This is a genomic window from Arthrobacter woluwensis, from assembly GCF_030816155.1.
Taxonomy (GTDB): Bacteria; Actinomycetota; Actinomycetes; order Actinomycetales; family Micrococcaceae; genus Arthrobacter_E; species Arthrobacter_E woluwensis_A.
The window spans coordinates 2,952,433-2,978,925 of sequence record NZ_JAUSXR010000001.1; the positions used below are offsets into that span (position 1 = coordinate 2,952,433).

Below are 26,493 nucleotides of genomic sequence, written 5' to 3' on the forward strand. Positions count from 1 at the left end.
GACGGTTTATCGCACAAGCGGGCTACATCCGCGCGCCCCTTCTTGTCAGTGAGCTCAGATAGCCTGCTCTCATGACATGGGCCGAGTATCCGATCCGGCGCGTGGAACCGGACGATCGCAGGCCGGCTCCGCGCGGCGAATGGCCTGCCACGCTGCCGCCGGTCGCCCAGCTGCTCGACGAAGGGCTGGACCTCGGCCCGGCCACGGTGTTCGTCGGGGACAACGGCACCGGAAAGTCCACCCTGGTGGAGGCCATCGCCCTCGCCTTCGGCTTCTCTCCGGAAGGCGGTTCCACCGGCGCGATGCACTCGACGCGCGTGTCCGAGTCACCCCTCCATGAACATCTCCGTCTGATCCGCAATGCCGGCGCCTCCCGGCGTGGATACTTCCTGCGGGCGGAAGCGATGCACGGCTTCTTCACCTATCTCGAACGGAATCCCAGGATCCCGCCCGAGGCCGCCTTCCACGAGCTGTCCCACGGCGAGTCATTCCTAGAACTGGCGGTCGATCGCTTCCGCGGCGCCGGCCTCTGGATCCTCGACGAACCCGAATCCGCTCTCTCCCTCTCCGGCTGCCTCGCGCTCATGGGCATCCTCAAAGACCTGATCGACCGCGGCGATTCCCAGGTCATCCTCTCGACCCACTCCCCGCTCCTCGCCGCCCTCCCAGGAGCCACCATCTACGAGGTCGGCGCGTGGGGCCTCCGCGCCGAACCCTGGGACGACCTCGACCTCGTCAAGAACTGGCGCAATTTCCTGAACGAACCCGAGCGCTATCTCCGCCACCTCTGATCGCCCACCGTCCCACAGGGCAGAAGAACGACGACGGCGCGCGGCCGCCGCCCTGCCCGGGCACCTGGCCGCACACCGCCGTCGTCGTGCGTGCGTCTGCGGGAGCTTTACTCCGCGAGGATTGCGTCAATCTGTCCCAGCGCCTCCTTCATGCCTTCCTCCATACCCATCTCCACGAGCTCCTGGAGCTGTTCGACGGTGTCGTTGTGGGATTCGATGGTCATCCGGGTGCGCCCGCCGAGATCCTCGAGCGTGATCCGCATGGTGCCGGAGGGGGTGTTCGGGTCCGGGTCGCCATTCGTGTCGGCGAAGCCGTCCTCGATCTCCAGGCCGGTGGGACGGGAGATCGAGAGGAACTTCCACCAGCCGTGGGCCTTCTCGCCCTCCGGGCCGGTCATGTGATACCTGGCCTGGCCGCCGGGAGCGAACTCGAACGCGGTGAACGTGGCGGGCCAGGTCGGCGGGCCCCACCAGCGCTCGAGCTGACGTGGATCCTCCCAGAGCCGCCAGACGCGGTCCACGCCGGCGTCGAACTCATTGACGATGGTGAGGGTCAGGGCCTCGTAATCCTTGACCGAGCTGATGACTGTCATGTCGTTGCCTTCCTGTGCCTACCGAGTGTCCTGCGAAGTGAAGTCCTGCGGTGTTTCGGCGAGGATCCGGTCCATCCGGAGGAAGCGTTCGCGCCAGATCTCCTCGTAGCGGTCCAGCACCCTGCGGGCCAGGGCCAGTCGTTCGTGATCGGCGCTCACCATCTGCTCCCTCCCCCGCTTGTCCTTGCGGACCAGGCCGGCACGTTCCAGGACGGCGACGTGCTTCTGAACCGCGGCGAAACTCATGGCGTAGAGGGCGGCGAGGCCGGACACGGAGCGTTCGGCCAGGGACACCTGCGTGAGAATGTCGCGTCGGGTGGCATCGGCGAGCGCCTGGAAGAGTCGATCGAGCTCTTCCGGCTCGGGGGTTCGGAGCTGTTCTACAACCATTTGGTTGTACGTTATCGCTCGGAGACGGTTGCGTCAAGGGTTCTGCGCCCTTCTTCGCGTTCTGCGCCTCAATGGGGGCGCAGAATTCGATTTCGAGCGCAGAACGGCCACGCGGAACAGGCCGCCCCCACCAGCCACACCCCCACCCCGCGTCACGAAACACCCACCCATTGCCCCGCCCCCACCCCGGCAGTAGCGTGACAGAACCGTCAAGTTGCATGACTCGATCAGGAGGATTCACGTGAACCGGTTACCCAGAAGAGCCGCAGCCGGCGCTCTCCGCCCTGGCACTGGCCCTCACCGCCGGGGCGGCGTCACTGCCCGCGGCCCACGCCGAGCCCCGGCACACCGAGAAGACGCCGACGGCCACGGGTTACGGCGGGGCCGTCAGCACCGTCGACCCCGAGGCCTCCGCCGCCGCCGTCGAAGTGCTCCGCAAGGGCGGCACCGCGGCGGACGCCGCCGTCGCGGCCGCTGCGACGCTCGGCGTGACCGAGCCCTACAGCGCCGGGATCGGGGGCGGCGGCTATTTCGTCTACTACGACGCGAAGTCCCGCACCGTCAGCTCCATCGACGGCCGCGAAACCGCGCCGGCCGGCATCACGCACGACGCGTTCATCAACCCCGCCACGGGCCAGCCATACCCCTTCACTCCGGAACTCGTCACGAGCGGCGTCGCCGTCGGCGTGCCCGGAACGCCGGCCACCTGGGCCCGGGCCCTCCAGCGGTGGGGCAAGCTCAGCCTGGGCGAGGCCCTGAAACCCGCCATCCGGGTGGCCGACCGCGGCTTCGTCGTCGACGACACGTTCCGCCAGCAGACCCTCGACAACAAGGCCCGCTTCGCCGCCTTCACCTCCACCAGCAAGCTGTACCTGCCGGGCGGGGACGCTCCGGCGGTGGGCACGGTGTTCCGCAACCACGATCTCGCCGCCACGTACCGGCTGCTCTCCAAGGGCGGCGTCGACGCCTTCTACCGGGGCCCTCTGGCCCGGGAGATCGCGCAGACCGTGCAGGCTCCCCCGAAGTCGCCGGACACCACGCTGCCGGCGCCGGTCGGGTCCATGACCGCGGCCGATCTGGCGAAGTACACGGTCGCGGACCAGGGCACCACCCACGTCAGCTACCGCGGCCTGGACGTCTACGGCATGGCGCCGTCCAGCAGTGGCGGCACCACCGTGGGCGAGGCGCTGAACATCCTGAAGACCTCCGAACTGTCCGGGATGAGCCCCACCCAGGCTCTCCACCACTACATCGAGGCAAGCTCCCTGGCCTTCGCGGACCGCGGGAAGTACGTGGGCGATCCGGCCTTCGTGAACGTCCCGACGGCGGCCCTGACCGATCCGTTGTTCGGCAAAGAGCGCGCCTGCCTGATCGATCCGGCGAAGGCGCTGCCGAAGCCGCTCGCACCGGGGGATGTCACGAACTACGACGGCGTCTGCCCGGCCTCCACGGCGAAGACGGCCGAGGAGCGCGACACGGAGAACATCTCGACCACGAACCTGACGGTGTCCGACCGCTGGGGCAACGTCGCGGAGTACACCCTGACGATCGAGCAGACCGGCGGATCGGGCATGGTCGTGCCGGGCCGCGGCTTCCTCCTGAACAACGAGCTCACCGACTTCTCGACTGTCTGGAGCGCCGCCGATCCCAACCGGATCGAGCCCGGCAAGCGCCCGCGATCTTCGATGTCGCCGACCATCATCCTGCGTGACGGCAAGCCCTTCCTGGCCCTGGGCTCGCCCGGCGGCTCGACCATCATCACCACCGTGCTGCAGACCATCCTGAACCGGGTGGATCTGGGGATGAACGTCTCGGACGCGATTGCGGCCCCGCGGGTGTCCCCGCGGAACGGGGCGACCGTGGTGGCGGAACCGGCGTTCATCGAGAAGTACGGCGCCGGGCTGGGCGCGCTCGGCCACAAGCTGGTCGCCTCCGGAGACTCCTTCACCTCGGCCTCGGAGATCGGGGCGGCCACGGCGATCGAGTTCCGGCCGGACGGCAGCACCGTCGCGGCGGCCGAGCCGGTCCGGCGCGGCGGGGGTTCGGCGATGGTCGTGTCCGGCAGACGCTGAGCCGGCCACACGCGAAAGGCCGACGACGGCGGAACGAGGGTTCCGCCGTCGTCGGCCTTCTCTGTGTCAGCCTGCGTGTCTGTTCAGTATGCCGTGGTCACCAGGCGAAGACGCGGGTGGTGCTGGGCAGGACCGGCATGGTGCTGGCTCCGCCGTGGATGTCGGCGTCATTGGCGGTGAGGCCGTTGGGGTCGTAGTAGGAGGCGACGTGATGGGCGCTCAGTCCGATGACCACCTGTCCCGTGCCACAGCTGCGGGCCGAGATGGTGGTGAAGTTCTGCCAGCCGCTGGCCGACGCCGGGCGGACCGTGCGGGACGTCCACTGGGTGGGGGTCGCGCCCGGGATGAGGTACTCACGAAGCTCGCCGGTGGAGAGGGTCGCCAGCAGAACGGCGGTCGGCTTGCCGTTGACCGTGGTGGACGGCGCGGCGCCGATCGCGTTGATGGCCGCCCCACCGCCGAAGACCTTGACCGGCGCCCCGATGGTCTTGCCGGAGAAATTGACGGCGTAGCGGTAGAGGTCACCGGCCGTAGTCAGCCGGTACAGGTAGTCCTGGCCTGGGGTGTTCGCGACGGCCGACGGGAGGTAGGCGGTGGTGAGGGACTTCTGGAACCAACCGCTGCTCATGCTGGTCACCGCGCCGTCGACGTAGCGCTTCCACGTGCCGTTCGCCTGCTTCTCCGAGCGGGAGCGGTAGAACTTCGCGGTGCCGTCCGAGGCGGTGCCGAAGTAGCTCTCCTGGAACGTCGTCGCGTCACCCGCCGCGCCGGTCTGGCGGAGGTAGGTCGCATCGAAGGGCACCGGCGCGGAAGCGTTCTGCTCCCAGGTGAGCTTCGAGTTGCTGAGACTGACGACGCCGACGCTCCGGTCCGCGTTCACCGTCCGCATGCCGGTGTAGCAGTCGGCCGGGGTCGGCGTCGGGGTGGGGTACTGGGTGGCCGCCTGGGCCGGAGTGGCGGCGGTGGTGAAAGCCAGCGCCGCGACGGCGAAGCCGCCCAGGAGTCTGCCGGTGAGTTTCATGGGGATCCTTAGGTATCAGCGAACAATCGGGTTAATCCAATCGATGTATGACCAATCGAAGTGCAACCCCCGCCGGCCCTTTTCACGGGAGGGTTACGGGGTTGCCCGAAGGTCTGGGCAAGCGCGCGGATCCCTGCTTGACTGGGCCTATGGCGCATCCCCTGGCGTACATCCACTTTCCCGGCGCGGCGCGGCAGGCGCTCGAGTTCGCTTCTGGAATGCTGACGAGACCCGTCGAATCGGTCGGGATCAATGAGTGAGCTCCGCGAAGTGTCATCCAGCCGATCAGAACCTGCTCCCAGTGCGTGATGCACTCGGCACCACCCAGCGGGACCACAGAACATCCCGCACCCCCGCCCTCCATCTCGCAGGCGAAGCGTTCTAGAACTGCCAGTTCTCATCGCGAGGAACCGCCATGACGCTAGACTCAGCCTGAAACCACAGCGCACGTCGACCGAAAGGACCACCAGTGCTCACGAGGATCGAGGTTCAAGGATTTAAGAACCTCCAGAACGTCGCGGTCGACTTCGGCGCATTCACATGCATTGCTGGTCCCAATGGCATCGGTAAGTCGAACATATTTGACGCGATCATGTTCTTGGCTCACGCGGCACATGGACCACTCCACGAGGCGGCTCAGCTCATCCGCGGAACAACCGATATACGCTCCGCAGATCCGCGCGAACTGTTCTGGAATGGCTTTTCAGAACCCAACCGGGAGATCAGCTTCGCCGCAGAAATGATCGTTCCACGCGAGGTCGAAGACGATCTCGGAGCAACGACGCAGGTCAAAACTACCTTTCTGAGATATGAGCTGAAGCTCGGGTACGAAGAACCTGAGGGGCTCGCAACTACCGGCAGATTGACTCTTCTCCACGAGCAGCTCGCTCACATCAACAAAGGAGAAGCCAAGCGGCACCTCAAGTTCCCTCATTCTGCGAAACAGTTCCGAAATGCCGTGGTTACTAATGAACGGCGAGGTGGGCTTTTCCTTTCTACCACGGAAAAGGATGAAATAACCGTAATTAACATGCACGGCGATGGAGGCAGTTACGGAAAACCATCGCCTCGTGCCGCCCAGAGGGCCGGTCGGACGATTTTGAGCACAGTAAACGTTACCGACTACCCTACAATCCTAGCCGCGCGCCGCGAAATGGAGAGTTGGAAACAGCTTGCACTCGAACCATCCTCGCTTCGCAAACCGAACAACTTCCACGACTCTCGCACGCTCGCCCCGGACGGCGACTATCTCGCGTCAACTCTCTACCGTATTGCAACGAACCACGAAGCCTCTGGTGAAGGTCACGCAGAGGATATCTATGCGCGGGTCGCGACTAGGCTTTCAGAACTTATCGGAATCGACGTAGATCGCATCGAAGTCGATCTAGATACCGTTCGAGAAGTTTTCACTCTTTATATGACTGAGCGGGGGGGATTACGGCTGCCTGCACGCGCACTTTCGGAAGGAACACTAAGGTTCCTCGCACTTTGCGTACTGTTGGAAGACCCTTCGTTTACGGGTGTAATTTGCCTCGAGGAACCAGAAAACGGAATTCATCCGGCCAACCTCCCTTCAATCGTTCGACTCGTGAGCGATATCGCCGTTGATGTTGAGGAGGAGCCGGGTGAGGACAATCCATTTCGGCAGGTGATCATAAATACACATTCGCCGGGAGTGATACAGCTTTGCGATCCAAATGAAGTAATCATGGCCGATGTAAGAAAGACGCGGTCTGATGATGGCACACCAGTTCGCGCTTTGCGATGCCTACCGTTCAAGGGATCATGGCGAACCGTGCCGGGTTTGCCGTACTTCGAGGAGGGGGATCTCATTCCCTATTTGACCACGCCGATCGGAGCGCAGATGTCGCTTCCCGCTGATCTTTTTGAAGGAATTTCCTGAAGATGAAACGTGGTGTATTCGTGGGCGAGGGGACGTCTGACGTCCCACTCATCCGCCTAGTATCGAACGTATTTGATGACCACAATCTCGAGGTCGACATTCGCCACTTCGATGTTGCCCAGATCCGCGGGGCGGGACGTTCCGTGGTGGAGAAGCTGGATGCTGCTAAAAGGGTCTACTCGGAGATTGACTTCGTTGTGATCCACAGGGATTGCGACAATCAGGATCCCGCGGTTAGGCATGATGAGATTTCGGCGTCGGTGGTACACGCATTTGGCGAAGGCTTTCCTACCGTGATGGTCGTGCCTAAGACTATGACAGAGGCTTGGGCGCTGTTGAGCGAGTACGAGATTCGCAGGATTGCCGGAAAGCCCAGAGCGGTCATTCCGCTGAACCTTCCGAGTAAAAAGCATGTTGAGGGAGTTCGAGACCCTAAGAAGGCCTTAGAAGAAGCCTTGCTCTTGGCAAGTGGGGAAACCGGACGAAAGCGGAAGCGTAAAGCTCAGGACTTTGTCCACCATCGAAGAATGGTCCTGGAGCGAGTTGACTATCGAACTTTGACGGGGCTTAGCAGCTGGGACCAAACCTTGGAATCCATCAAGGGGTGCATAAGGATTTTAGCTCCTCACCTTGAATATGCTGACTAGCAGTGTTCCTCGACCTCGATTGAACTGCTTCTCAATTTTCCGGATTCCTGCTTGACTGGGCCTATGGCGCATCCCTTGGTGTACATCCACTTTCCCGGCACGGCGCGGCAGGCGCTCGAGTTCTATCGGGGCATCTTCGGCGGCGAGCTGAGCCTGAACACGTTCGCCCAGTTCGGGCGCGACGACGGCCCGGCTGACGCCGTCGCTCACGGCATGCTGACGGGCACCGTGGAGCTGGCCGGAGCGGATGCCGCGGGCGAGGACCGGCCGTTCCAGGCAGAAGGACTGATGCTCTCCCTGCTGGGCACGGCGCCCGCCGAGACGCTCCGCACCTGGTTCGACCAGCTCTCCGACGGTGGCGACGTCGTGGACCCGCTTCAGGTGCGGCCCTGGGGCGCTACCGACGGGCAAGTCGTGGACAGGTACGGAGTGCGGTGGCTGGTGGGGTTTGAGGACTGAGCGGGGGCGTTTCGGACAACGGCTTCGGGAAGCCTCGGCGCCCCGAGCCCTTCACTTCCGGAAGTAGGCGCGGGTAGCCAGCGGATCAGACTAGTCAGCGCTTGCACTTGAGCCACCCGCTAGCCCCCAGACGCCTGTTACGCGTGGGAATCCGGCGCCCAACGGGGCAGTCGACCTGATCGTGACGCACATCAGGGTCCCACGGGTTGATCAAGCGATACGCAGGAACCTTCATTTGTCACCCCATCCCTCCAATTTAGTCATGACCTGGGCAACAAGAGGGAGCGCTGACAAAAATTTGGCAGCCCAGCTATCACAGATCTAGCCGAACCGAGGATACAGATTCTCACAGCCACTGGGCAGTCCGGTAACCACAGGCGAGTCAGCTTCCATAGGCACCGCACAAACCTTCAATAAGATCTAGACCCGCAGCGTATGGCAAGCACAACTATGAGTCGTCAGCCAAGAAGGAAGTGACCTGAGCCGACCTGCCACGAGGCGAAGTAGCCAATTGAGCCGGCAGCTTGAGGTCGATGACCAGCATCCCGTTCTCAACCGTCGGAACCCAACGCTTCGCTACCGTCGTATCGAGGCCGATATACCTGCTGAACATGGTTCCTGCGATAAGGACAACACTCCGGTTCGCATATTTTCCCGTTCCTTGTCGCCTCGCTGGATACGCATTGGGGGATTCGAGAGGGACGCCTTGGATGCCGATACGACGAGAGTCTTCCTCCCAAAGGAACTGGACACCTTCAGGCTCGCCAATGAGGCGATACGCGGCATCGTTTACCGAGAAGAGTCCCCGTTTCTGGATGGTGACGGCGGGAACGCTAGGAACGGGCGCGCTTCCCTTGTGGAACACCTTGAATGCCATGTGCACATCGTATGCGCACTCGAACGATCGATAGAAGAGTCCACCAAGACATTTTGGTCGCTATTGAAGATCCCAATCCCACGGCTATTCCCCTGAATCTCGCGGCAGCCCACTCCCACGCGGACTCTCACCGAGCATCACCAATGCGATTGCCGTTCCACAAGTTCTCTTCGCCCCCCACCGCCGAGCCTGTCTGGACTCAACGCCAGATAGCGCCCCACCCCGAACACGTCAGATTTTTGTATCCCATCCGCCCCGACGTGACCCACCCCACTTGACGCCCACCCTCGCCCCTCCGTAAACTTTCACTAAGCAAAACTTTCCTTCCACAATGTGGAATCTAGCCGGAAGCGGCGAGAGGACACGGACGGAAGGACTCCGAAGACCACCAGCAGGGCAAAGACGCCCGGGAAGGACACGACATGACCTACTCCGTGAACTGCTCAATCCTCTTGACCGAGCTCCCCCTCCTGGAGCGCCCGGCCGCCGCCAAGGCCGCCGGCTTCGACGCCGTCGAGTTCTGGTGGCCCTTCGCCGAGGCCGTCCCGGCCGATACGGACGTGGACCAGTTCGTCAACGCCATCAACGACGCCGGCGTCCAGCTGGCCGGCCTCAACTTCTTCGCGGGCGACATGCCCGGCGGCGACCGCGGCCTGGTCTCCTGGAAGGGCCGGTGCGGCGAGTTCAAGGACAACATCGACGTCGTCGTCGGCATCGGTGAGCGCCTCGGCACCAAGGCGTTCAACGCCCTCTACGGCAACCGCCTCGACGGCTTCACCCCGGAGGAGCAGGACGAGCTCGGCCTGAAGAACCTGGTCGCAGCGGCCGAGGGCGTCGCGAAGATCGGCGGCACCGTCCTCCTGGAGCCCGTCTCCGGCACCCCTGCCTACCCGCTCAAGACGGCCGCGGACACCTTCGCGGTCATCGCCAAGACCCAGGAAGCCGGCGTGGACAACGTCAAGTTCCTGGCGGACTTCTACCACCTGTCCGTCAACGGCGACGACGTGGCCGCCGTGATCGAGAACCACACCAAGGACTTCGGCCACATCCAGATCGCCGACAACCCCGGCCGCGGCGCCCCCGGCACCGGCGACCTCCCGCTCGGCGAGTGGGTCAGCCGCAGCCGCGAACTCGGCTACACCGGCTACATCGCCCTGGAGTACAAGCAGCCCCAGGAATCGGCCTTCTCCTGGCTGGTCCGCTGAGCGGCTGCCGCCCCGGCCGCCCCAGCACCACCACAGATTTTTAGCTCACCTCAGCTAGCAAAGGATTTCCAATGACCAACGTCACCGTGATCGGCCTCGGCATCATGGGCCTGCCCATGGCCAAGAACCTCGTCAAGGCCGGCTTCACCGTCACCGGCTTCAACCGCTCCCAGGACAAGATCGACGCACTCGTCGAGGCAGGCGGCAACGGCGCCGGCAGCATCGCCGAATCCGTCAAGGACGCCGACGTCATCATCACCATGGTCCCGGACTCCCCGGACGTCGAAGGCGTGGTCTCCGGCCCCGAAGGCGTCTTCGCCAACGCGAAGTCCGGCGCCCTCTGGATCGACGCCTCCTCCATCCGCCCGGACGTGGCCGCACGCCTCTCCGCCGACGCCCGTGAAGCCGGCCTCCGCCCGCTGGACGGCCCCGTCTCCGGCGGCGAGCAGGGCGCCATCGACGGCGTGCTGTCCATCATGGTCGGTGGCGAAGCGAGCGACTTCGAGGACGCACAGCCGGTCCTCAACGCCGTCGGCAAGACGATCGTCCACGTCGGGCCTTCCGGCTCCGGCCAGACCGTCAAGGCCGCCAACCAGCTGATCGTGGCCGTCAACATCCAGGCCCTGGCCGAGGCGGTCACCTTCCTCGAAGCGTACGGCGTGGACACCGACGCCGCCCTCAAGGTCCTCGGCGGCGGCCTCGCCGGCTCCAAGGTCCTCGACCAGAAGGGTCAGAAGATGCTCGACCGCAACTTCGACCCCGGCTTCCGCCTTGCCCTCCACAACAAGGACCTCGGCATCGTCACCTCCGCAGCCCGCGAAGCAGGAGTGGTGGTCCCGCTCGGCTCCGCCGTCGCCCAGCTGGTCTCCGCCCTCGTCGCCCGCGGCGACGGCGGCCTGGACCACTCCGGCCTCTTCAAGCTCACCACCGAGCTGTCCGGCAAGAACTGACCACTCCACCGACGTTGCGTGCTCAGCAGATGCGGCTTCCGGCCCGAAACACCCGCGACAACTGAGCACACAACACCCCAGACCGTACGACGGCGCGTGCGCACCACCCGCTCACGCATCACCTCCCGCAACAAGGCCGCGAGAGCAGCCCACGCGCCGTCGTCGCACCCCTTTCAGACTTTTCAAGGAGCAAACCATGGCAAAGATGCGCACCGTTGACGCTGCCGTAGCCATCCTGGTGAAGGAAGGCGCCATTGAGGCGTTCGGCCTGCCTGGCGCGGCGATCAACCCCTTCTATTCCGCGATGCGCGCCAACGGCGGCATCCGCCACACGCTGGCCCGTCACGTAGAAGGCGCCAGCCACATGGCTGACGGCTACTCCCGTGCCGCCGACGGCAACATCGGCATCTGCATCGGCACGTCCGGCCCCGCCGGCACCGACATGATCACCGGCCTCTACGCCTCCTGGGCGGACTCCATCCCCATGCTCTGCATCACCGGCCAGGCGCCGGTGGCGAAGCTGCACAAGGAGGACTTCCAGGCCGTGGACATCGAGTCCATCGCCAAGCCCGTCACCAAGATGGCCATGACCATCCTCGAGCCCGGCCAGGTCCCCGGCGCCTTCCAGAAGGCGTTCCAGCTCATGCGCTCCGGCCGCCCGGGCCCGGTCCTCCTGGACCTGCCGTTCGACGTGCAGATGGCCGAGATCGAGTTCGACATCGACGCCTACGAGCCGCTCCCCGTGGAGAAGCCCCGCGCCAACGCCGTGCAGCTGGGCAAGGCCCTGGACATGCTGCTCGCCTCCGAGCGCCCGCTGATCGTGGCCGGCGGCGGCATCATCAACGCCGGCGCCTCGGAGAAGCTCGTGGAGCTGGCCGAGATCCTGAACGTCCCCGTGATCCCGACCCTCATGGGCTGGGGCGTCATCCCGGACGACCACCAGCTGATGGCCGGCATGGTGGGTCTGCAGACCTCGCATCGCTACGGCAACGCGACGTTCCTGGAGTCCGATTTCGTGATCGGCATCGGCAACCGCTGGGCCAACCGCCACACGGGCGGCCTGGACCTCTACACCCAGGGCCGCAAGTTCGTGCACATCGACATCGAGCCCACCCAGATCGGCCGCGTGTTCGCGCCGGACCTGGGCATCGCCTCCGACGCCGGCGCCGCTCTCGAAGGCCTGGTGGAACTCGCCAAGGAGCGCCAGGCCGCCGGACAGCTGCCCGACTACACCGCCTGGGTGGACGCCGCGCAGGAGAAGAAGGGCAAGCTGCAGCGCAAGACCCACTTCGACAACGTGCCGATCAAGCCGCAGCGCGTGTACGAGGAGATGAACCGCGCCTTCGGCAAGGACACCACCTACGTCACCACCATCGGCCTCTCGCAGATCGCCGGCGCGCAGATGCTGCACGTCTTCGGCGCACGCCGCTGGATCAACGCCGGCCAGGCGGGCCCCCTCGGCTGGACCGCTCCCGCCGCCCTCGGCGTGGTGCGAGGCAAGCCCGGCGAGACCGTGGTGGCCCTCTCGGGCGATTACGACTTCCAGTTCATGATCGAGGAACTGGCCGTGGGCGCGCAGTTCAACCTCCCGTACATCCACGTGGTGGTGAACAACTCCTACCTCGGCCTGATCCGCCAGTCCCAGCGCGGCTTCAAGATGGAGCAGAACGTCTCCCTGGCGTTCGAGAACATCAACTCCCCGGAGACCGCAGGCTACGGCGTGGACCACGTCAAGGTGGCCGAGGGCCTGGGCTGCAAGGCCATCCGCGTCCAGAACCCGGATGACCTGGGAGCCGCTTTCGAGAAGGCCCGCGCCCTGACCGAGGAGTTCCAGGTCCCGGTGGTGGTGGAAGTGATCCTCGAGAAGATCACCAACATCTCCATGGGCACCGAGCTGGATAATGTGACCGAGTTCGAAGAGCTCGCGGAGAAGGGCGAGGACGCTCCCACCGCGGTGGTCTCCCTGCTCGACTGACACCTCCTCGTCCGGCCGGGCGCACCCGGCCGGACGAGGGCACCAGGCTTCATGCCTCACCCCGGGTGGCCCGCCGTCGCTGTCGTCAGCACGGCAGGCCGCCCGGATCTGAAACACCCACCGCACTGACGAAGGAGTCCACATGCGGATCGTGATCGCACCGGATAAGTTCAAAGGCTCGCTCTCGGCCCCCGAGGTCGTGGCGCACCTGGAAACCGGTCTGCGCGCCGTGGACGGCTCCCTCGACATCGTGGGCGTCCCCGTGGCCGACGGCGGCGAGGGCACCCTCGACGCGGCGATCGGCTCCGGCTTCTCCCGCCGGACGGTCCGCGTCGCCGGGCCCACCGGACAGCCCCTCGACGCCGACTTCGCCCTCCGCGGAGACGAAGCCGTCATCGAGATGGCTCTCGCCTCGGGCCTCGCCGTCCTCCCGGACGGCGTGAAGGACGGCCGCGGCGCCACCAGTCTCGGGACCGGCCAGCTCATCCGCGCGGCACTCGACGCCGGAGCCCGGACGATCGTGCTCGGCGTGGGCGGCAGTGCCAACACCGACGGCGGCGCGGGAGTCATCAAGGGTCTGGGCGGCCGCTTCCTGGACGCCTCCGGAGCCGAGCTGCCCGACGGCGGCGCCGCGCTGGCCGCGCTGGACCGCATCGACCTCTCCGGGCTGGACGTCCGCCTGGAACGGACTCGCTTCATCCTCGCCAGCGATGTGGACAACCCCCTCCTCGGAACCCAGGGCGCTCCGGCCGTGTTCGGACCGCAGAAGGGTCTGAGCCCGGAGGACGTCACCGAGCTCGACGCCACCCTGGCGCACTTCGTGGAGGTCCTGGGCCGCGAGATCGGCCTCCAGGCGTCCACCGCCGCGGCGGCACCCGGCGCCGGGGCCGCAGGCGGGGTGGGCTATGCCGCCCTCGCCGTGCTGAACGCCGAGCGGCGGCGGGGGGTCGACGTCGTCCTCGACTTCACCGGCCTGGCCGCGAAGCTCGACGGCGCCACCCTCGTCATCACAGGCGAAGGCAGCCTGGATGAGCAGAGCCTGGGCGGCAAGACCCCGATGGGCGTCGCCGACGCGGCACGCGCCGCGGGGGTCCCGATCGTGGCCGTCTGCGGACGCACCACCCTCACCGACGCACAGATTTCCACATCCGGAATCCAGACCGTGTACTCGCTGACCAGCATCGAGGAAGATGTTGAGAAGTGCATCACTCAGGCCGGACCGCTGGTGGAGAAGCTTGGCGGCATCATCGCCAACAGCCTGATCAAGCAGAGCAACTAGAACAGGATCAGCATGTCTGAAGAACAGAACACCCCCGCAGAGTTCGACCTCGTAATCCGCGGCCAGCGCGTCCTCACGAGCGCCGGCATCGCGCCGCGCGAGGTCGGCGTCAAGGATGGCCGCGTCGTGGCCATGGAGCCCCTCGGCAACAACCTGGTGGGCGCGGAGACCGTCGAGCTGGCCGATGACGAGACCCTCATCCCCGGCCTGGTGGACACGCACGTGCACGTCAACGAGCCCGGCCGCACCGAGTGGGAGGGATTCGCCTCTGCCACCCGTGCCGCTGCCGCGGGCGGCGTCACCACCATTATTGACATGCCGCTGAACTCCGTGCCGCCCACCACCAGCGTGGAGAACCTCGAGCTCAAGCGGTCCGTGGCACGGGACCAGGCGTTCGTGGACGTCGGGTTCTGGGGCGGCGCCATCCCGGGCAACACCGAGAACCTCCGCCCGCTGCACGACGCCGGCGTCTTCGGTTTCAAGTGCTTCCTCCTGCACTCCGGCGTGGACGAGTTCCCACACCTGGAGGCGGACGAGATGGAGACGGATCTCGCCGAGCTGCGCAAGTTCGACTCCCTCATGCTGGTCCACGCCGAGGACTCCCACGCGATCGACCGCGCCCCGCACGCCGAGGGTGACGTCTACGCGAAGTTCCTGGCCTCCCGCCCCCGCGGCGCGGAGAACAAGGCCATCGCGGAGGTCATCGAGCGCACCCGCTGGACCGGCGCCCGCTCGCACATCCTGCACCTCTCCTCCTCGGACGCGCTGCCTATGATCGCCACCGCCAAGAGGGACGGCGTGAACGTCACCGTGGAGACCTGTCCGCACTACCTGACCCTGAACGCCGAGGAGATCCCCAACGGCGCCACGGCGTACAAGTGCTGCCCCGCCCATCCGCGAGGCGTCCAACCGCGAACTGCTGTGGAAGGGCCTCGAAGAAGGCACCATCGACTGCATCGTCTCGGACCACTCCCCCAGCACCCTGGACCTCAAGGACCTGGAGAACGGCGACTTCGCCGTCGCGTGGGGCGGCGTCTCTTCGCTGCAGCTGGGCCTCTCGCTCATCTGGACCGAAGCGCGCCACCGCGGGATTCCACTTGAGAAGGTCATCTCCTGGATGTCCACCCGTCCGGCCGAGATCGCCCGGGTCCCCAACAAGGGCCTCATCGCGGTCGGTTATGACGCGGACTTCTCCATCTTCGCCGCTGATGACGCCTTCGTGGTGGACGTCCAGCGCCTGAAGCACAAGAACCCGATCACCCCCTACGACGGCCGGGCCCTGTCCGGCGTCGTGCGCAAGACCTTCCTCCGCGGCCAGGTGGCCGACGGCACCCAGCCGATCGGCAAGCTGATCCGCCGCGGGGGCATCTAGGCGGCAGGCATGAGCGCCCAGCCAGTACACCACCGCTCCGACGCCGGACATCCCGTGCCGGCGGGCGGTCCCCACACGGGGGCCGTCCGCCGGGCGGCGGCGCCGGATTCCGCGCAGGGTTCGCGTCCCCGCATGGCCGCGCACGGGGCCGCACTCTTCTTCCAGACTCCGGAGGAGCTGACGGACGAGCAGTTCGCACGTCTCGAAGAGCTCATCCTCACCCGCCTGCACCATCTGAACGCTGACGCCGAGGCGATGCTCTGGAACGTCCCGGACGCCGAGCTCGAAGACGCCCGGGAGACCGCCCTGGCCGAGGACGCGGCAGCCCTGGAGGCCGCCGATGCGGTCGCCTCGGGGGACGACGGGCTCGTCCATGAGGTCGACGTCGACCTCGCCGCCGACCAGGTGCGCGTGGACGGGGTGCCCGTCTCCTTCAGCGGCGTCGAGTACCGCCTGCTCCGCTACCTGGTGCAGCACTGCTCGCGCTCCGTGCCGCGGCAGGAACTCGCGGATTTCCTGATCTCCCTGGACGCGACCGCCGCGCCCCGGTCGATCGACGTCTATGTGAGCCGGATCCGCCGCAAGCTCGGTCCCGTGCGTCACGTAGTGGAAACTGTGCGCGGAGGCGGATACCGTTTCCAGGCAGGCAGGCACTCACGGGTGCGCGGCCCCGCCGAGTACAGCATCTGAAAGACAGCGCCTGACCCGCCCGCAGCGCCGGAGCGGAATAGGCGGGGCCCCGGAAGCGCTGTATCCCTCAGACACGAGGAGGGCCGGGGCATCCCGACCGTCCGGACCGGAACTCCGCGGCGCCGCGGGACTCCGACCGAAACCGCGGAGACCACCGAACCCGCCCGCCGCGACCGACCCGCTCCGCCAGGCCCCTGCGCGGCAGAGACCACTGACCTGAGACCACTGACGAGAACGAGGATCCACCATGACTGCACCGAGCACCGTCAAGCTCCTTCCGGGCACCGAAGCCCCTGACTTCGCCTTGACCGACGCCCGTGGCGAGACCCACAGCCTCTCGGACTACCGCGGCAAGAACGTGGTGGTGTACTTCTACCCGAAGGCCGCCACCCCCGGCTGCACCACCGAGGCCTGCGACTTCCGCGACTCCCTGGCCAGCTTCAAGGGCCACGGCTACGAAGTGCTGGGCGTCTCCCCCGACAGCCAGGAGGCCATCTCCTCCTTCGCCGACGACTTCAGCCTGACCTTCCCGCTCCTCGCGGACGAGGATCACAAGGTCGCGCTGGCCTACGGCGCCTGGGGCGAGAAGCTGCTCGACGGCGAGGTCGTCGAGGGCATCGTCCGCTCCACCGTCGTGGTGGACCCGGAGGGCAAGGTCAAGCTGGCCAAGTACCAGGTGGCCGCCGAAGGCCACGTCTCCGAGCTGAAGACCGAACTAGGTCTCTGAGCCCTCTGCACTGAGGGCCCGCATCTGAGGGCCCCGCACCGCGGGTTCCTCTCCACAGGTTCCTCCGCACGAGCCGCCCGGCGGCCGCCGTCCCTTCGGGGATACGGTGGTCACCGGGCGGCTCGCGGCATTCCTGGGATGCACCGTCCCCACCCTGCAACGTCCTTGCTATGTGACGGGTGTCATACTGGGCGGGTGGAAAGCGGAATGCGCGCCGAAGTCGCGGACTCCTGGCACCGGTCCGCGGCGGCGGGCGTCCTCGCGGAGGAACCGGCGGCCCCGATCACCCTGGACCACGCGGATCTGAAGGACGTCCGCGCGGCTCATCCGCTCGCCCAGGTGTTCCCCCTGCTCGATGACGTCCTCGGCCAGGCCGCCCGGGACTGCGACGCCGTCATGGCCGTGTCGGACGAGGCCGGCCAGCTGCTCTGGGTCTGCGGGTCACCCTCGGCCCTGCGCAAGGCGGAAGGCATCGGCTTCGTCGAGGGCAGCAATTGGGACGAGCGCATCGCCGGGACCAACGCCCCGGGACTCGCGCTGCGGCTGGACGGGCCGTCGATGATCACCCGCTCCGAACACTTCCGGCAATCCGTCCGGAGCTGGAGCTGCGCGGCCGCACCGATCCACGACCCGGCGACCTCCCGGCTTCTCGGGGTGCTCGACGTCACGGGAGGGGACACGATCGTGGTGCCGCAGACGATGGCCCTGGTCAAGGCCGCGGTGCGCCTCGCCGAGTCCGAGCTCGCGCGCGAGGTGCGCGCCGCCGTCGCACCCGGGCCGGTGGCCCGGCCTCAGCTGCGGCTGGAACTTCTGGGCCGGAGCGAAGCACTGCTCCTCCTCGACGACGCCCGCGGCCACCGCGCGCGCCTCCGCCTCTCCCCGCGGCACAGCGAGCTGCTGGCCCTCCTGGCCAGCGCGCCCCAGGGCCTCTCCGGTGACGAGCTGGCCGTGCTCCTCTATGAGCACGACGGCGGCTCGTCCACCCTGCGCGCGGAAGTGAACCGCCTGCGCAACCTCCTGAGCGAGGAGTTCCTGGGCTCGCGGCCGTACCGGCTGCTGGCGGAGGTGAGCGGCGACTGGCTGGCGGTCGAGGCGAAAACTGGCCGCAGGCGACGTCGGTGGGGCGCTCCGCCTGTTCCACGGCCCGATGCTGCCACGGTCCACGGCGCCCGGCGTCGTGCGGCTGCGCGAGGGCCTCAGCCACCAGCTCCGGGCCGCACTCCTGCACTCGCGGCAGCCTGACCTCATTTCCGCCTGGACACGCTCGGCGTGGGGTTCGGACGACTACGAACTCTGGACCCGGCAGCGGGACCTCCTCTCCCCCGGCGCACCGCTGCGGGCCCTGGCGGAAGGGCAGCTGGCACGGCTGGAGCGCGAGCTGGGACTCTGAACTCGGCTTCTGGGCTCGGCTTCCCTGCAGCTCAGGACGGTCGGTCCACCGAAGCAACATCGCTGCAACGTCGCCGGTCCTAGTGTGTGAAGTGCGTCACTGTCGACGCGCAACATGCACAGGCAAGGGAGCACTCATGACCGTCTACGCAGCACCAGGCCAGGCCGATTCGCTGGTCACCGTCCAGCCGCGCTACGAATACTTCATCGGGGGCGAGTGGGTCGCCCCCGTCAAGGGCCAGTACTTCGAGAACATCTCCCCGGTCAACGGCAAGCCGTTCACCGAGATCGCCCGCGGCACGGGCGAGGACATCGAGGCGGCCCTCGATGCCGCACACGCCGCCAAGGACGCCTGGGGCAAGACCTCGGCGGCGGAGCGGGCCAACATCCTCAACAAGATCGCTGACCGGATCGAGCAGAATCTGACCATGCTCGCCGTCGCCGAGACGTGGGAGAACGGCAAGCCCGTCCGCGAGACGCTCGCGGCGGACCTGCCGCTCGCCGTCGACCATTTCCGCTATTTCGCCGGCGCCATCCGTGCGCAGGAGGGCGGCATCAGCGAACTCGACGAGAGCACCGTGGCGTACCACTTCCACGAACCGCTCGGAGTGGTCGGGCAGATCATCCCGTGGAACTTCCCCATCCTCATGGCCACCTGGAAGCTCGCGCCGGCGCTGGCGGCGGGCAACTGCGTGGTGCTCAAGCCGGCCGAACAGACCCCGTGGTCCATCCTCAAGGTGGTGGAGCTGATCGCCGATCTCCTGCCGGCGGGCGTCCTGAACGTGGTGAACGGCTTCGGCGTGGAGGCCGGCAAGCCGCTTGCCTCCTCCAGCCGGATCGCGAAGATCGCGTTCACCGGCGAGACCACCACGGGCCGGCTGATCATGCAGTACGCCAGCCAGAACATCATCCCGGTGACCTTGGAGCTGGGCGGCAAGAGCCCGAACATCTTCTTCGAGTCCGTGGCCGCCGAGGACGACGCGTTCTACAGCAAGTCCCTCGAAGGCTTCGCGATGTTCGCCCTGAACCAGGGTGAGGTCTGCACCTGCCCCAGCCGCGCCCTGGTGCAGGAATCCATCTACGAGCGCTTCGTCTCCGACGCCGTGATCCGCACCGAGAAGATCGTGCAGGGCAACCCTCTGGACGACGCCACCATGATCGGCGCGCAGGCCTCCCGCGACCAGCTGGAGAAGATCCTCAGCTACCTGGAAATCGGCAAGCAGGAAGGGGCGAAGGTCCTCACGGGCGGTGAGCGCAACGTCCTGGACGGCGATCTGGCGGAGGGGTACTACGTCCAGCCGACCATCTTCGAGGGGAACAACTCCATGCGGATCTTCCAGGAGGAGATCTTCGGCCCCGTGGTGTCCCTGACGTCCTTCTCCGACGAGGCCGACGCCCTGGGCATCGCCAACGACACCCTCTACGGCCTCGGCGCCGGCGTCTGGTCGCGGGACAACGCCCAGCTCTACCGCGCGGGCCGGTCCATCGAGGCCGGCCGCGTGTGGACCAACTGCTACCACGCCTACCCCGCGGGGGCGGCGTTCGGTGGCTACAAGCAGTCCGGCATCGGCCGGGAGAACCACAAGATGATGCTGGATCACTACCAGCAGACCAAGAACCTGCTGGTCTCCTACGCACCCGATCCGCTCGGTTTCTTCTGATGGCCCGTGTGGCGGTCACCGCGGAGGCGGCGGAGCTGATCCGCCGCCTCACGGCGGACCACGGGCCGCTCATGTTCCACCAGTCCGGCGGGTGCTGCGACGGGTCCGCGCCCATGTGTTACCCCGACGGCGAGTTCCTCCTGGGGGACGCGGACGTGCGCCTGGGCGCCCTCGCGGTGGGCCTGGAGCGGGAGGTTCCCGTGTGGATGTCCGCCGCGCAGTTCGAGTACTGGAAGCACACGCACCTGACCATCGACGTCGTGCCGGGCCGCGGCGCGGGCTTCTCCCTGGAGGCGCCGCTCAGCGTGCGCTTCCTGACCCGCTCCCGGATCCTCACGGACGAGGAGTACGCCGAGGATGAGGGCCTCTGACCACCCCTCTCCTTCGGAACCCACACGCGAAAGCACAGGTGGCGCCCCTAAAACTTCGGTTTAGGGGCGCCACCTGTGCTTTCGCGGAACGGGAGACTGACGGGCGCCCTACTTCCCCGCCACCGTGTCCGAGGACAGCTTCTGCGCCAGCCAGATCGGGACGATCGACACCACGATCAGGACCACGGCCACCACATTGACCACCGGCGCCTGGTTCGGGCGGAACAGGTTCTGCAGGATCCAGATGGGGAGCGTGGTCTCGCCCGCACCGATCGTGAACGTGGTCACGATGATCTCGTCGAAGCTGAGCGCGAAGGCCAGCAGACCACCGGCCAGGAGAGCCGAACGGAGCTGCGGGAACGTCACCTGCCAGAAGGTGGTGAACACCCCGGCGCCCAGATCCGCGGACGCCTCCTCGAGGCCGGGGTTGACCCGCCGCAGCCGGGCGATGACGTTGTTGAACACCGTCACGATGCAGAAGGTCGCATGGGCCACCACCACGGTGAACATGCTCAGCGGCACGCCCAGGATGGTGGTGAACATGTTGTTCAGCGCGATGCCGGTGACGATGCCGGGCAGTGCGATCGGCAGGATGACCAGCAGGTTCACCACGTCACGCCCGAAGAAACGGTACCGCTGCAGCGCCAGGGCGAGCAGCGTGCCCAGGACGAGCGCGATCAGCGTCGCCACGGCGCCCACCCAGAGGGAGGAGACCAGAGCCGAGCGCACGCCGTCGTTCTCAAAAGCCCGCGTCCACCACTCCAGGGTGAAGCCCTTGGGTGGCCAGCCGAAGGTGCGGTCGGCGTTGAACGAGTTGACCACCACCAGGAGCAGCGGCGCGTAGATGAACAGCAGGACCAGCCCTGTGATCAGGCCGAGGATCCCTTTGGCACTCCGTGAAAGTCTCATGGGACGCCTCCTTACAGCTCGTCCAGGGCGCCGGTCCGGCGCACCACCAGCAGGTAGATCATGATGATCGCGATCGGGATCAGGGAGACCGCCGACGCGAAGGGCAGATTGTTCGCCGCGCCCACATTGCTGTAGACCACGGTGCCGAGCATCTGGGTCTTGCCTCCCACGATCTGCGCCGTGATGTAATCGCCCAGCGTCAGCGAGAACGTGAAGATGGTCCCCGCGATGATCGACGGCACCAGCAGCGGCAGGACCACCAGGCGCACCGTCGTCCAGGGCTTGGCCCCCAGGTCACCGGAGGCCTCGAGCAGATTGCCCGGCACCTTCTCGAAGCCGGCGTGGATCGGCAGGATCATGTACGGCAGCCAGATGTAGGAGAGCGTGAGGATCACGGCCGTCTCCGAGTACCCGGGCGAGCTCACCCCGAGCGGTGCGCCCAGCCATTCGAGCAGACCGCCTTCGGCGAGCACATTGCGCCAGGCGTACGCCTTGACCAGGTAGCTCGCCCAGAGCGGCATGAGGACCGCGGCCAGCAGGAGTTTCTGCCAGCGGGCGGAGGCCACCTTCGCGATGAAGAACGCCAGCGGGATGGCGACGACGGCGTCGATCACCGTGACGAGCACGGCGATCCACAGCGTGCGCAGGGCGATGCCCTGGTACACCGGGTCGAAGAGCGCCTGCTTGATGTTGTCCAGGGTCCAGACCTGGGACACCTTGCCGGTGAACGTGTCCACGCTCCACAGCGCGGTGATGAGCAGGGTCGCGAGGGCCGCGATGTAGACGAGGACCAGCCAGCCGGCCGGCGCAGTGAGCAGACCCGCCAGGCGGGCACGGGGTGAGCGGTACAGGAACCCGGAGAGCGGGCTCACTTTGGCCCGGGGGACGCCGCCGGAGGCGCCTCCCCGTCCCGGATCGACGCCGGGCCGGCTGAGCTGGAGTGACATGATCAGCCCTTGATTTCCGTCCAGGCCTTGGTCCAGGCCGAGTAATCCGTGCACTTGGCATCGGTGCGGCCGTCCAGGCACTTCTCCACGGGCGTGGTCCAGTACCAGATCTTGGAGGCGTAATCGGCGTCCTTCACGTGGTAGCTGTCGCAGAACTTCTTGTCCGTGGTGAGCTCACAGGCCTTCGGGTTCGCCGGGGCCTCGCCGAAGTACTCGGCCACGGCAGCCTGGGCCTTCGGGCTCGCGATGTAGTCGAGCCACTTGTAGGAGCAGTTCGGGTTCTTGGTCTTGGACCCGATCATCCAGGTGTCGGACCAGCCGGTGGCGCCTTCCTCGGGAAGCACGGTGGCGACCTTGGTGCCGTTGCCGGTGGCGATGTTCGCGCCCACCTGCCAGGTGGTACCGATGACGGTCGAGCCGGAGGCGAAAGACTGGACCTCCTTGGTGACGTCGTTCCAGTACTCGCCGACGTTCTTCTTCTGGTCCTTGAGCAGGTTCTTCGCGGCGTCCAGCTGCTTCTCATCCAGCGCGTAGGGGTTCTTGATGCCCAGATCCGGCTGGTGCTTCATGAGGTACATGGCGGCGTCCGCGATGTAGATGGGCGAGTCGTAGGCGGTGACCTTGCCCGCGTGCTGCGAGCCGTCCTCGAACACCGACTTCCAGGACGTGGGCGCGGGGCTCACCTTGTCCGTGCGGTACATCAGGACGTTGGCGCCCCAGCCATGGGGAACGCCGTAGTTCTTGCCGTCCACGGTGTTCCAGGCCTTGTCCTTGAGGAACGGCGAGATGTCGCCGTAGTTCTTCAGCAGTCCGGTGTTGACCTGCTGGACGTCCCCGCCGGCCACCAGGCGCAGCGAGGCGTCGCCGGAGGCGGAGATGACGTCGTACTGACCGGTCCGCATGAGGGTGACGGCCTCGTCCGAGGTGCCGAACGGCTTGAAGCTGACCTTGCAGCCGGTCTCCTTCTCGAAGGGCGTCACCCAGTCGACCTTGGGGTCGTTGGAGCCGTCTTCGACGTAGCCGGGCCAGCCGAGGATCGACACCTGTCCTTCGCCCTGGCCGATCTCCTTCATGGCCGGGGTCTGGGCGGCGTTCCCGCCGCCTCCGCTGGAGGTGCCACAGGCGGTGAGGGCGAGCGCGGCGACGGCTGCGATGCCCGCCACCTTGAGGCGCATGCTGTTCTGAGCCACTGTTCTGTCCTTTCGGTGCTTACTGCTGAGTGAATCGTGAGGTCTTGATGAACGACGACGGCGCACGGCCGGCGGGGTGCCGGCATTCGCGCCGCGCCGGGTTCCGGGAGCCCGGGCCAGGCCGGGCGTCAGGCCGCCTCGGGCAGCCAGACGGCGTCCCGCTCGGCCCAGGAGACGGTGACCCGCCGGCCTTCGAGGGCGTCCGTGTCCGGCACGTCCTCGTGGATCAGCGCGACGACCGTCGGACCCGCGTCCAGGGCGATGTGGACCTGGGTGGCGTGGCCGATGTAAACGGCCGAGGTGACCTGGCCGCTCAGGGCGCGGGGGCCGGCGTCGTGCGCCGTGGCCTCCCAGTCGAGGCGCAGGCGTTCGGGGCGGAGCACGAAACTGGCGCCGGGGCCGGCTTCGGTGCCGCCGATCCCGGACGGGAGGATGTTCGAGGTGCCGACGAAGTTGGCCACGAAGCCGCTGAGCGGACGCTGGTAGATCTCGTGGGCGGAGCCGATCTGGGCGATCCTGCCGTTGCTGAACACCCCGATCCGGTCGCTCATGGTCAGGGCCTCCTCCTGGTCGTGGGTGACGAAGATGAAGGTGATGCCGAGCGACCGCTGGAGTTCCTTGAGTTCGATCTGCATCTGCTGGCGCAGCTTGAGGTCCAGGGCGCCGAGCGGTTCGTCGAGGAGGAGGACCTTGGGCTCCACCACGAGGGCCCGGGCGAGGGCGACGCGCTGCCGCTGGCCGCCCGAGAGCTGCGCGGGGCGCCGGTCCAGGAATTTGCCGAGCTGGACCCGGTCCAGGGCTTCCGCGGCGCGTTCCCGTCGCTCGGCCTTCGCCATCCCCCGGACCCGGAGCCCGTAGGCGACGTTGTCGATGAGGGACATGTGGGGGAACAGCGCGTAGTCCTGGAAGACGGTGCTGACGTCCCGTTCGAAGGGCGCCTTGGTGCTGACGTCCACTCCGTCGAGCTCGATGGTCCCCGAGGTGGGGAGTTCGAAGCCCGCGATCATGCGCAGCACGGTGGTCTTGCCGGAACCGGAGGGTCCCAGCATGGAGAAGAACTCGCCCTGGCGGATGTCCAGGTCCACCCCGTCCACGGCGTTCACCTCGCCGAAGGTCTTGACGAGGTTCTTCACGCCGGATGGCCGGGATCGCGTCCCGGGCTTCGGGGCCGTCCACCACCGGGGAGGAGGCCGGGTGGCGCATCGCCTGTTCGCTCATCGCAGTGCCTTTTCTGTGGTCAGGGGCCCTTTCACGGCCCGGAATCCGGAGTGCGCGGCCACCGTGACGTGGCTCACATGCAACTTCTGGGCTAAAGACTATTACTTAAGAGGATTTATGTATAGACCCTGATTCCGAGCCCGGCTAGCATGGCGTGTAAGCCGGGATCCCGGCCCGCTCCAGCCGCACCGACGCCGCGGGGAGCCACGCCAGGAGGGGGTTCACGGATGTCGCTCTCACCCCTCGGCGCGTCCCGCAGCCTCGCCGCGCTGTTCACCCCCATCAAGTCCGGAGGCCTGGTGGACGAGGTCTGCTCCCGGATCGAACTGGCCATCGAGACCGGCCTGCTCACGGCCGGGCAGCGTCTGCCCAATGAGGTGGAACTCGCCTCCGCCCTGGGCGTCTCCGCCGTCACCACTCGCGAGGCCCTCTCTCAGCTGCGCGGCCAGGGCCTCATCCGCACGGTCCGCGGGCGCAGCGGCGGCAGCTTCATCGCCGACGACGCCCTGCCGTCCCCGCAGAAGGCCCGCCAGCGACTCGCTTCCCTCACCCGGCTCCAGATCAGCGACCTCAGCCTGCACTACCAGGCGATCGCGTCCGCCTGCGCCGGCCTGGCCGCCCGGCGTGCCACCGCGGACGACGTCGACACGCTCGAAGAACTCGCCTTCCTGCCCGGCAAGGACTCCGAGGATCCCCTCGCCTGGCGCATGGCGCACTCCGAATTCGTCCTGGAGATCGCCGCCGCCGCGCGTTCCGCACGCCTGGCCCGCGAGCTGCTCCGCATCCAGGCGGAACTCGGCACCTTGACGCTGCTGCCCTTCGGGGAACAAGCTTTTCGCGTGGAGGCCACCCGGCTCCATCAAGCCCTCGCCACCGCCATCGGACAGCACGATCCCCCCACCGCAGAGTCCCTGGTGCGCGAACTCATCCAGAACATCAGTTCATGGCTGCTCAGCGAACTCGCCACGGAGCAGCTCAGCCGCAAGGAGGCGGCTCATGACACACACTGACCCCATCACCCTTCCCCAGCCCGCCGAGGACGCCCCCGAGTCCATCCGGCACCTGAACACCCTGCTCTACACCCTGGACAGCCGCCTGGTGGCCTGGGCGGAGCAGACCACCGCCTGGCTCGCTGCGACGCCCCGGATCACCAGCACCGCTGTGGACAAGGTCATCCGCCCCGCCGTCGAAGCGCTGCTCCACCAGCCGGGCTCCCCGTTCGCGGGGGCCGGTTTCGTCGCGAACCTCGGCCTCCTGGCGCCCGACCGCAGCTACATCGCCTGGTGGCAGGGCGATGACATGGAACGCGTCGACGCCCTGGCGAACTTCAGCCCCCAGCCCGTCAGCCGGTACATGCGGGCGGAGTGGTTCCGCGTCCCCGTCTCGACAGGTCTGCCGCACGTCACCGGCCCGTACATCGATCTCCTCTGCACGGACGAATACGTCTGCACCTTCACCCACCCGGTGTTCCGCGACGGTCTCGTGGCGGGCATCGTCGGGATGGACGTGACGGCGCAGAATCTCGAGGTGATGGCCCTCGCGTCCCTGCGGACCCTGGGGCCGGAGGCGGCCCTGGTGAGCGACGCCGGCCGCGCGATCGTGGCCGTGAGCCCTGCGGTGGACCCGGGCGACGCCGTGCACGCGGCGCCGGGCGCGGCCTCCTATCGCCTGGGCCGGCACTTCACGGCCCACACCGCGGTCACCCCCGCCGGCTGAGCGACACGGGCGGGCGTTGGACGCCGGGCGCCGGGACCGGGCACCAGGTACCAGGTGCCGAGCCCGGGCACCGGGATCCCGGCGTCCCCGCCCGCCGTCCATCGCCTTCGTGACACATCCGCGCGCCTGTGACGCTTGACA

24 protein-coding genes and 1 pseudogene are annotated in these 26,493 nt (G+C 67.0%); 17 read left to right on the forward strand and 8 right to left on the reverse strand.

Features of this window, described 5'->3' with window-relative positions; all coding sequences use genetic code 11:
- Positions 1–71 precede the first annotated feature (71 nt).
- Entirely contained in the window at positions 72–791 is a 720-nt protein-coding gene (locus QFZ52_RS13480; protein WP_307498103.1) for an AAA family ATPase, read from the forward strand.
- A gap of 107 nt (positions 792–898) precedes the next feature.
- On the opposite strand, the gene QFZ52_RS13485 is transcribed toward QFZ52_RS13480, so the two are convergent.
- Together QFZ52_RS13485 and QFZ52_RS13490 are read right to left on the reverse strand one after the other, a co-directional pair.
- Positions 899–1,384 carry an SRPBCC family protein gene (locus tag QFZ52_RS13485; protein WP_307498104.1) on the reverse strand — a complete coding sequence of 162 codons (486 nt, stop codon included), beginning with the start codon at positions 1,382–1,384 and terminating at the stop codon, positions 899–901.
- Between the two features lie 18 nt (positions 1,385–1,402).
- Entirely contained in the window at positions 1,403–1,774 is a 372-nt protein-coding gene (locus tag QFZ52_RS13490) for an ArsR/SmtB family transcription factor (protein WP_307498105.1), read from the reverse strand.
- A gap of 290 nt (positions 1,775–2,064) precedes the next feature.
- On the opposite strand from QFZ52_RS13490, the gene ggt reads away from it, so the two are divergent.
- Positions 2,065–3,846, forward strand: coding sequence for a gamma-glutamyltransferase (gene ggt, locus QFZ52_RS13495; RefSeq protein ID WP_373425719.1), 1,782 nt, complete (start codon positions 2,065–2,067; stop codon positions 3,844–3,846).
- 97 nt (positions 3,847–3,943) lie between these two features.
- Here ggt and QFZ52_RS13500 read toward each other — a convergent pair whose 3' ends face one another.
- Entirely contained in the window at positions 3,944–4,867 is a 924-nt protein-coding gene (locus QFZ52_RS13500) for a hypothetical protein (RefSeq protein WP_307498106.1), read from the reverse strand.
- 469 nt (positions 4,868–5,336) lie between these two features.
- Between QFZ52_RS13500 and QFZ52_RS13505 the strand changes: the two genes are divergently transcribed.
- The 3 genes from QFZ52_RS13505 to QFZ52_RS13515 all read left to right on the forward strand — a co-directional run bounded on the left by QFZ52_RS13505 (position 5,337) and on the right by QFZ52_RS13515 (position 7,876).
- Positions 5,337–6,770 carry an AAA family ATPase gene (locus QFZ52_RS13505; RefSeq protein ID WP_307498107.1) on the forward strand — a complete coding sequence of 478 codons (1,434 nt, stop codon included), beginning with the start codon at positions 5,337–5,339 and terminating at the stop codon, positions 6,768–6,770.
- Between the two features lie 2 nt (positions 6,771–6,772).
- Positions 6,773–7,417: a hypothetical protein gene (locus tag QFZ52_RS13510; protein WP_307498108.1), complete on the forward strand. Its 645-nt coding sequence runs from the start codon at positions 6,773–6,775 to the stop codon at positions 7,415–7,417.
- A 63-nt stretch (positions 7,418–7,480) separates the two neighbouring features.
- Positions 7,481–7,876 (forward strand): VOC family protein, encoded by a 396-nt coding sequence (locus tag QFZ52_RS13515; RefSeq protein WP_307498109.1) that lies wholly within the window; start codon positions 7,481–7,483, stop codon positions 7,874–7,876.
- 448 nt (positions 7,877–8,324) lie between these two features.
- Here QFZ52_RS13515 and QFZ52_RS13520 read toward each other — a convergent pair whose 3' ends face one another.
- A complete protein-coding gene (locus QFZ52_RS13520) occupies positions 8,325–8,753 on the reverse strand; it encodes a hypothetical protein (RefSeq protein WP_307498110.1) in 429 nt (142 codons plus the stop codon).
- Between the two features lie 422 nt (positions 8,754–9,175).
- Between QFZ52_RS13520 and QFZ52_RS13525 the strand changes: the two genes are divergently transcribed.
- From QFZ52_RS13525 to QFZ52_RS13570, 10 genes and pseudogenes are all read left to right on the forward strand, one after another.
- On the forward strand, positions 9,176–9,958 hold the full coding sequence (locus tag QFZ52_RS13525) for a hydroxypyruvate isomerase family protein (protein ID WP_287904579.1): 783 nt from the start codon (positions 9,176–9,178) through the stop codon (positions 9,956–9,958).
- 71 nt (positions 9,959–10,029) lie between these two features.
- Complete coding sequence (locus tag QFZ52_RS13530) at positions 10,030–10,908, forward strand: 2-hydroxy-3-oxopropionate reductase (protein ID WP_307498111.1); 879 nt, start codon at positions 10,030–10,032, stop codon at positions 10,906–10,908.
- Between the two features lie 196 nt (positions 10,909–11,104).
- Positions 11,105–12,883, forward strand: a complete 1,779-nt coding sequence (gene gcl / locus QFZ52_RS13535; protein ID WP_307498113.1) for a glyoxylate carboligase — start codon at positions 11,105–11,107, stop codon at positions 12,881–12,883.
- A 142-nt stretch (positions 12,884–13,025) separates the two neighbouring features.
- Positions 13,026–14,162, forward strand: coding sequence for a glycerate kinase (locus QFZ52_RS13540; protein WP_307498114.1), 1,137 nt, complete (start codon positions 13,026–13,028; stop codon positions 14,160–14,162).
- A 12-nt stretch (positions 14,163–14,174) separates the two neighbouring features.
- A pseudogene (allB, locus tag QFZ52_RS13545) lies at positions 14,175–15,534 on the forward strand (allantoinase AllB).
- A 9-nt stretch (positions 15,535–15,543) separates the two neighbouring features.
- Entirely contained in the window at positions 15,544–16,224 is a 681-nt protein-coding gene (locus QFZ52_RS13550) for a winged helix-turn-helix domain-containing protein (protein ID WP_307498115.1), read from the forward strand.
- A gap of 247 nt (positions 16,225–16,471) precedes the next feature.
- Positions 16,472–16,951, forward strand: a complete 480-nt coding sequence (bcp, locus tag QFZ52_RS13555; RefSeq protein ID WP_066216386.1) for a thioredoxin-dependent thiol peroxidase — start codon at positions 16,472–16,474, stop codon at positions 16,949–16,951.
- A gap of 195 nt (positions 16,952–17,146) precedes the next feature.
- The gene (locus QFZ52_RS13560) at positions 17,147–18,193 is read left to right on the forward strand and encodes a GAF domain-containing protein (protein ID WP_307498116.1); all 1,047 of its coding nucleotides are present in this window, start codon (positions 17,147–17,149) and stop codon (positions 18,191–18,193) included.
- A gap of 284 nt (positions 18,194–18,477) precedes the next feature.
- Entirely contained in the window at positions 18,478–20,001 is a 1,524-nt protein-coding gene (gene exaC, locus QFZ52_RS13565) for an acetaldehyde dehydrogenase ExaC (RefSeq protein ID WP_307498117.1), read from the forward strand.
- Complete coding sequence (locus tag QFZ52_RS13570) at positions 20,001–20,372, forward strand: DUF779 domain-containing protein (protein WP_307498118.1); 372 nt, start codon at positions 20,001–20,003, stop codon at positions 20,370–20,372. Before exaC ends, QFZ52_RS13570 begins: the two co-directional genes overlap by 1 nt.
- A gap of 108 nt (positions 20,373–20,480) precedes the next feature.
- Here QFZ52_RS13570 and QFZ52_RS13575 read toward each other — a convergent pair whose 3' ends face one another.
- The 4 genes from QFZ52_RS13575 to QFZ52_RS13590 form a co-directional block, all read right to left on the reverse strand.
- Positions 20,481–21,281, reverse strand: coding sequence for an ABC transporter permease (locus QFZ52_RS13575; RefSeq protein ID WP_278267423.1), 801 nt, complete (start codon positions 21,279–21,281; stop codon positions 20,481–20,483).
- A gap of 11 nt (positions 21,282–21,292) precedes the next feature.
- The gene (locus QFZ52_RS13580) at positions 21,293–22,228 is read right to left on the reverse strand and encodes an ABC transporter permease (protein ID WP_307498119.1); all 936 of its coding nucleotides are present in this window, start codon (positions 22,226–22,228) and stop codon (positions 21,293–21,295) included.
- Positions 22,229–22,230: 2 nt separating this feature from the next.
- Positions 22,231–23,418, reverse strand: coding sequence for an ABC transporter substrate-binding protein (locus tag QFZ52_RS13585; protein WP_307498121.1), 1,188 nt, complete (start codon positions 23,416–23,418; stop codon positions 22,231–22,233).
- Between the two features lie 128 nt (positions 23,419–23,546).
- Positions 23,547–24,551: an ABC transporter ATP-binding protein gene (locus QFZ52_RS13590; protein ID WP_307498122.1), complete on the reverse strand. Its 1,005-nt coding sequence runs from the start codon at positions 24,549–24,551 to the stop codon at positions 23,547–23,549.
- Positions 24,552–24,863: 312 nt separating this feature from the next.
- Between QFZ52_RS13590 and QFZ52_RS13595 the strand changes: the two genes are divergently transcribed.
- Both QFZ52_RS13595 and QFZ52_RS13600 read left to right on the forward strand, forming a co-directional pair.
- Complete coding sequence (locus QFZ52_RS13595) at positions 24,864–25,646, forward strand: FadR/GntR family transcriptional regulator (RefSeq protein WP_307498123.1); 783 nt, start codon at positions 24,864–24,866, stop codon at positions 25,644–25,646.
- Complete coding sequence (locus QFZ52_RS13600; RefSeq protein ID WP_307498124.1) at positions 25,633–26,352, forward strand: cache domain-containing protein; 720 nt, start codon at positions 25,633–25,635, stop codon at positions 26,350–26,352. The genes QFZ52_RS13595 and QFZ52_RS13600 overlap by 14 nt, the downstream gene beginning before the upstream one ends.
- Positions 26,353–26,493 lie beyond the last annotated feature (141 nt).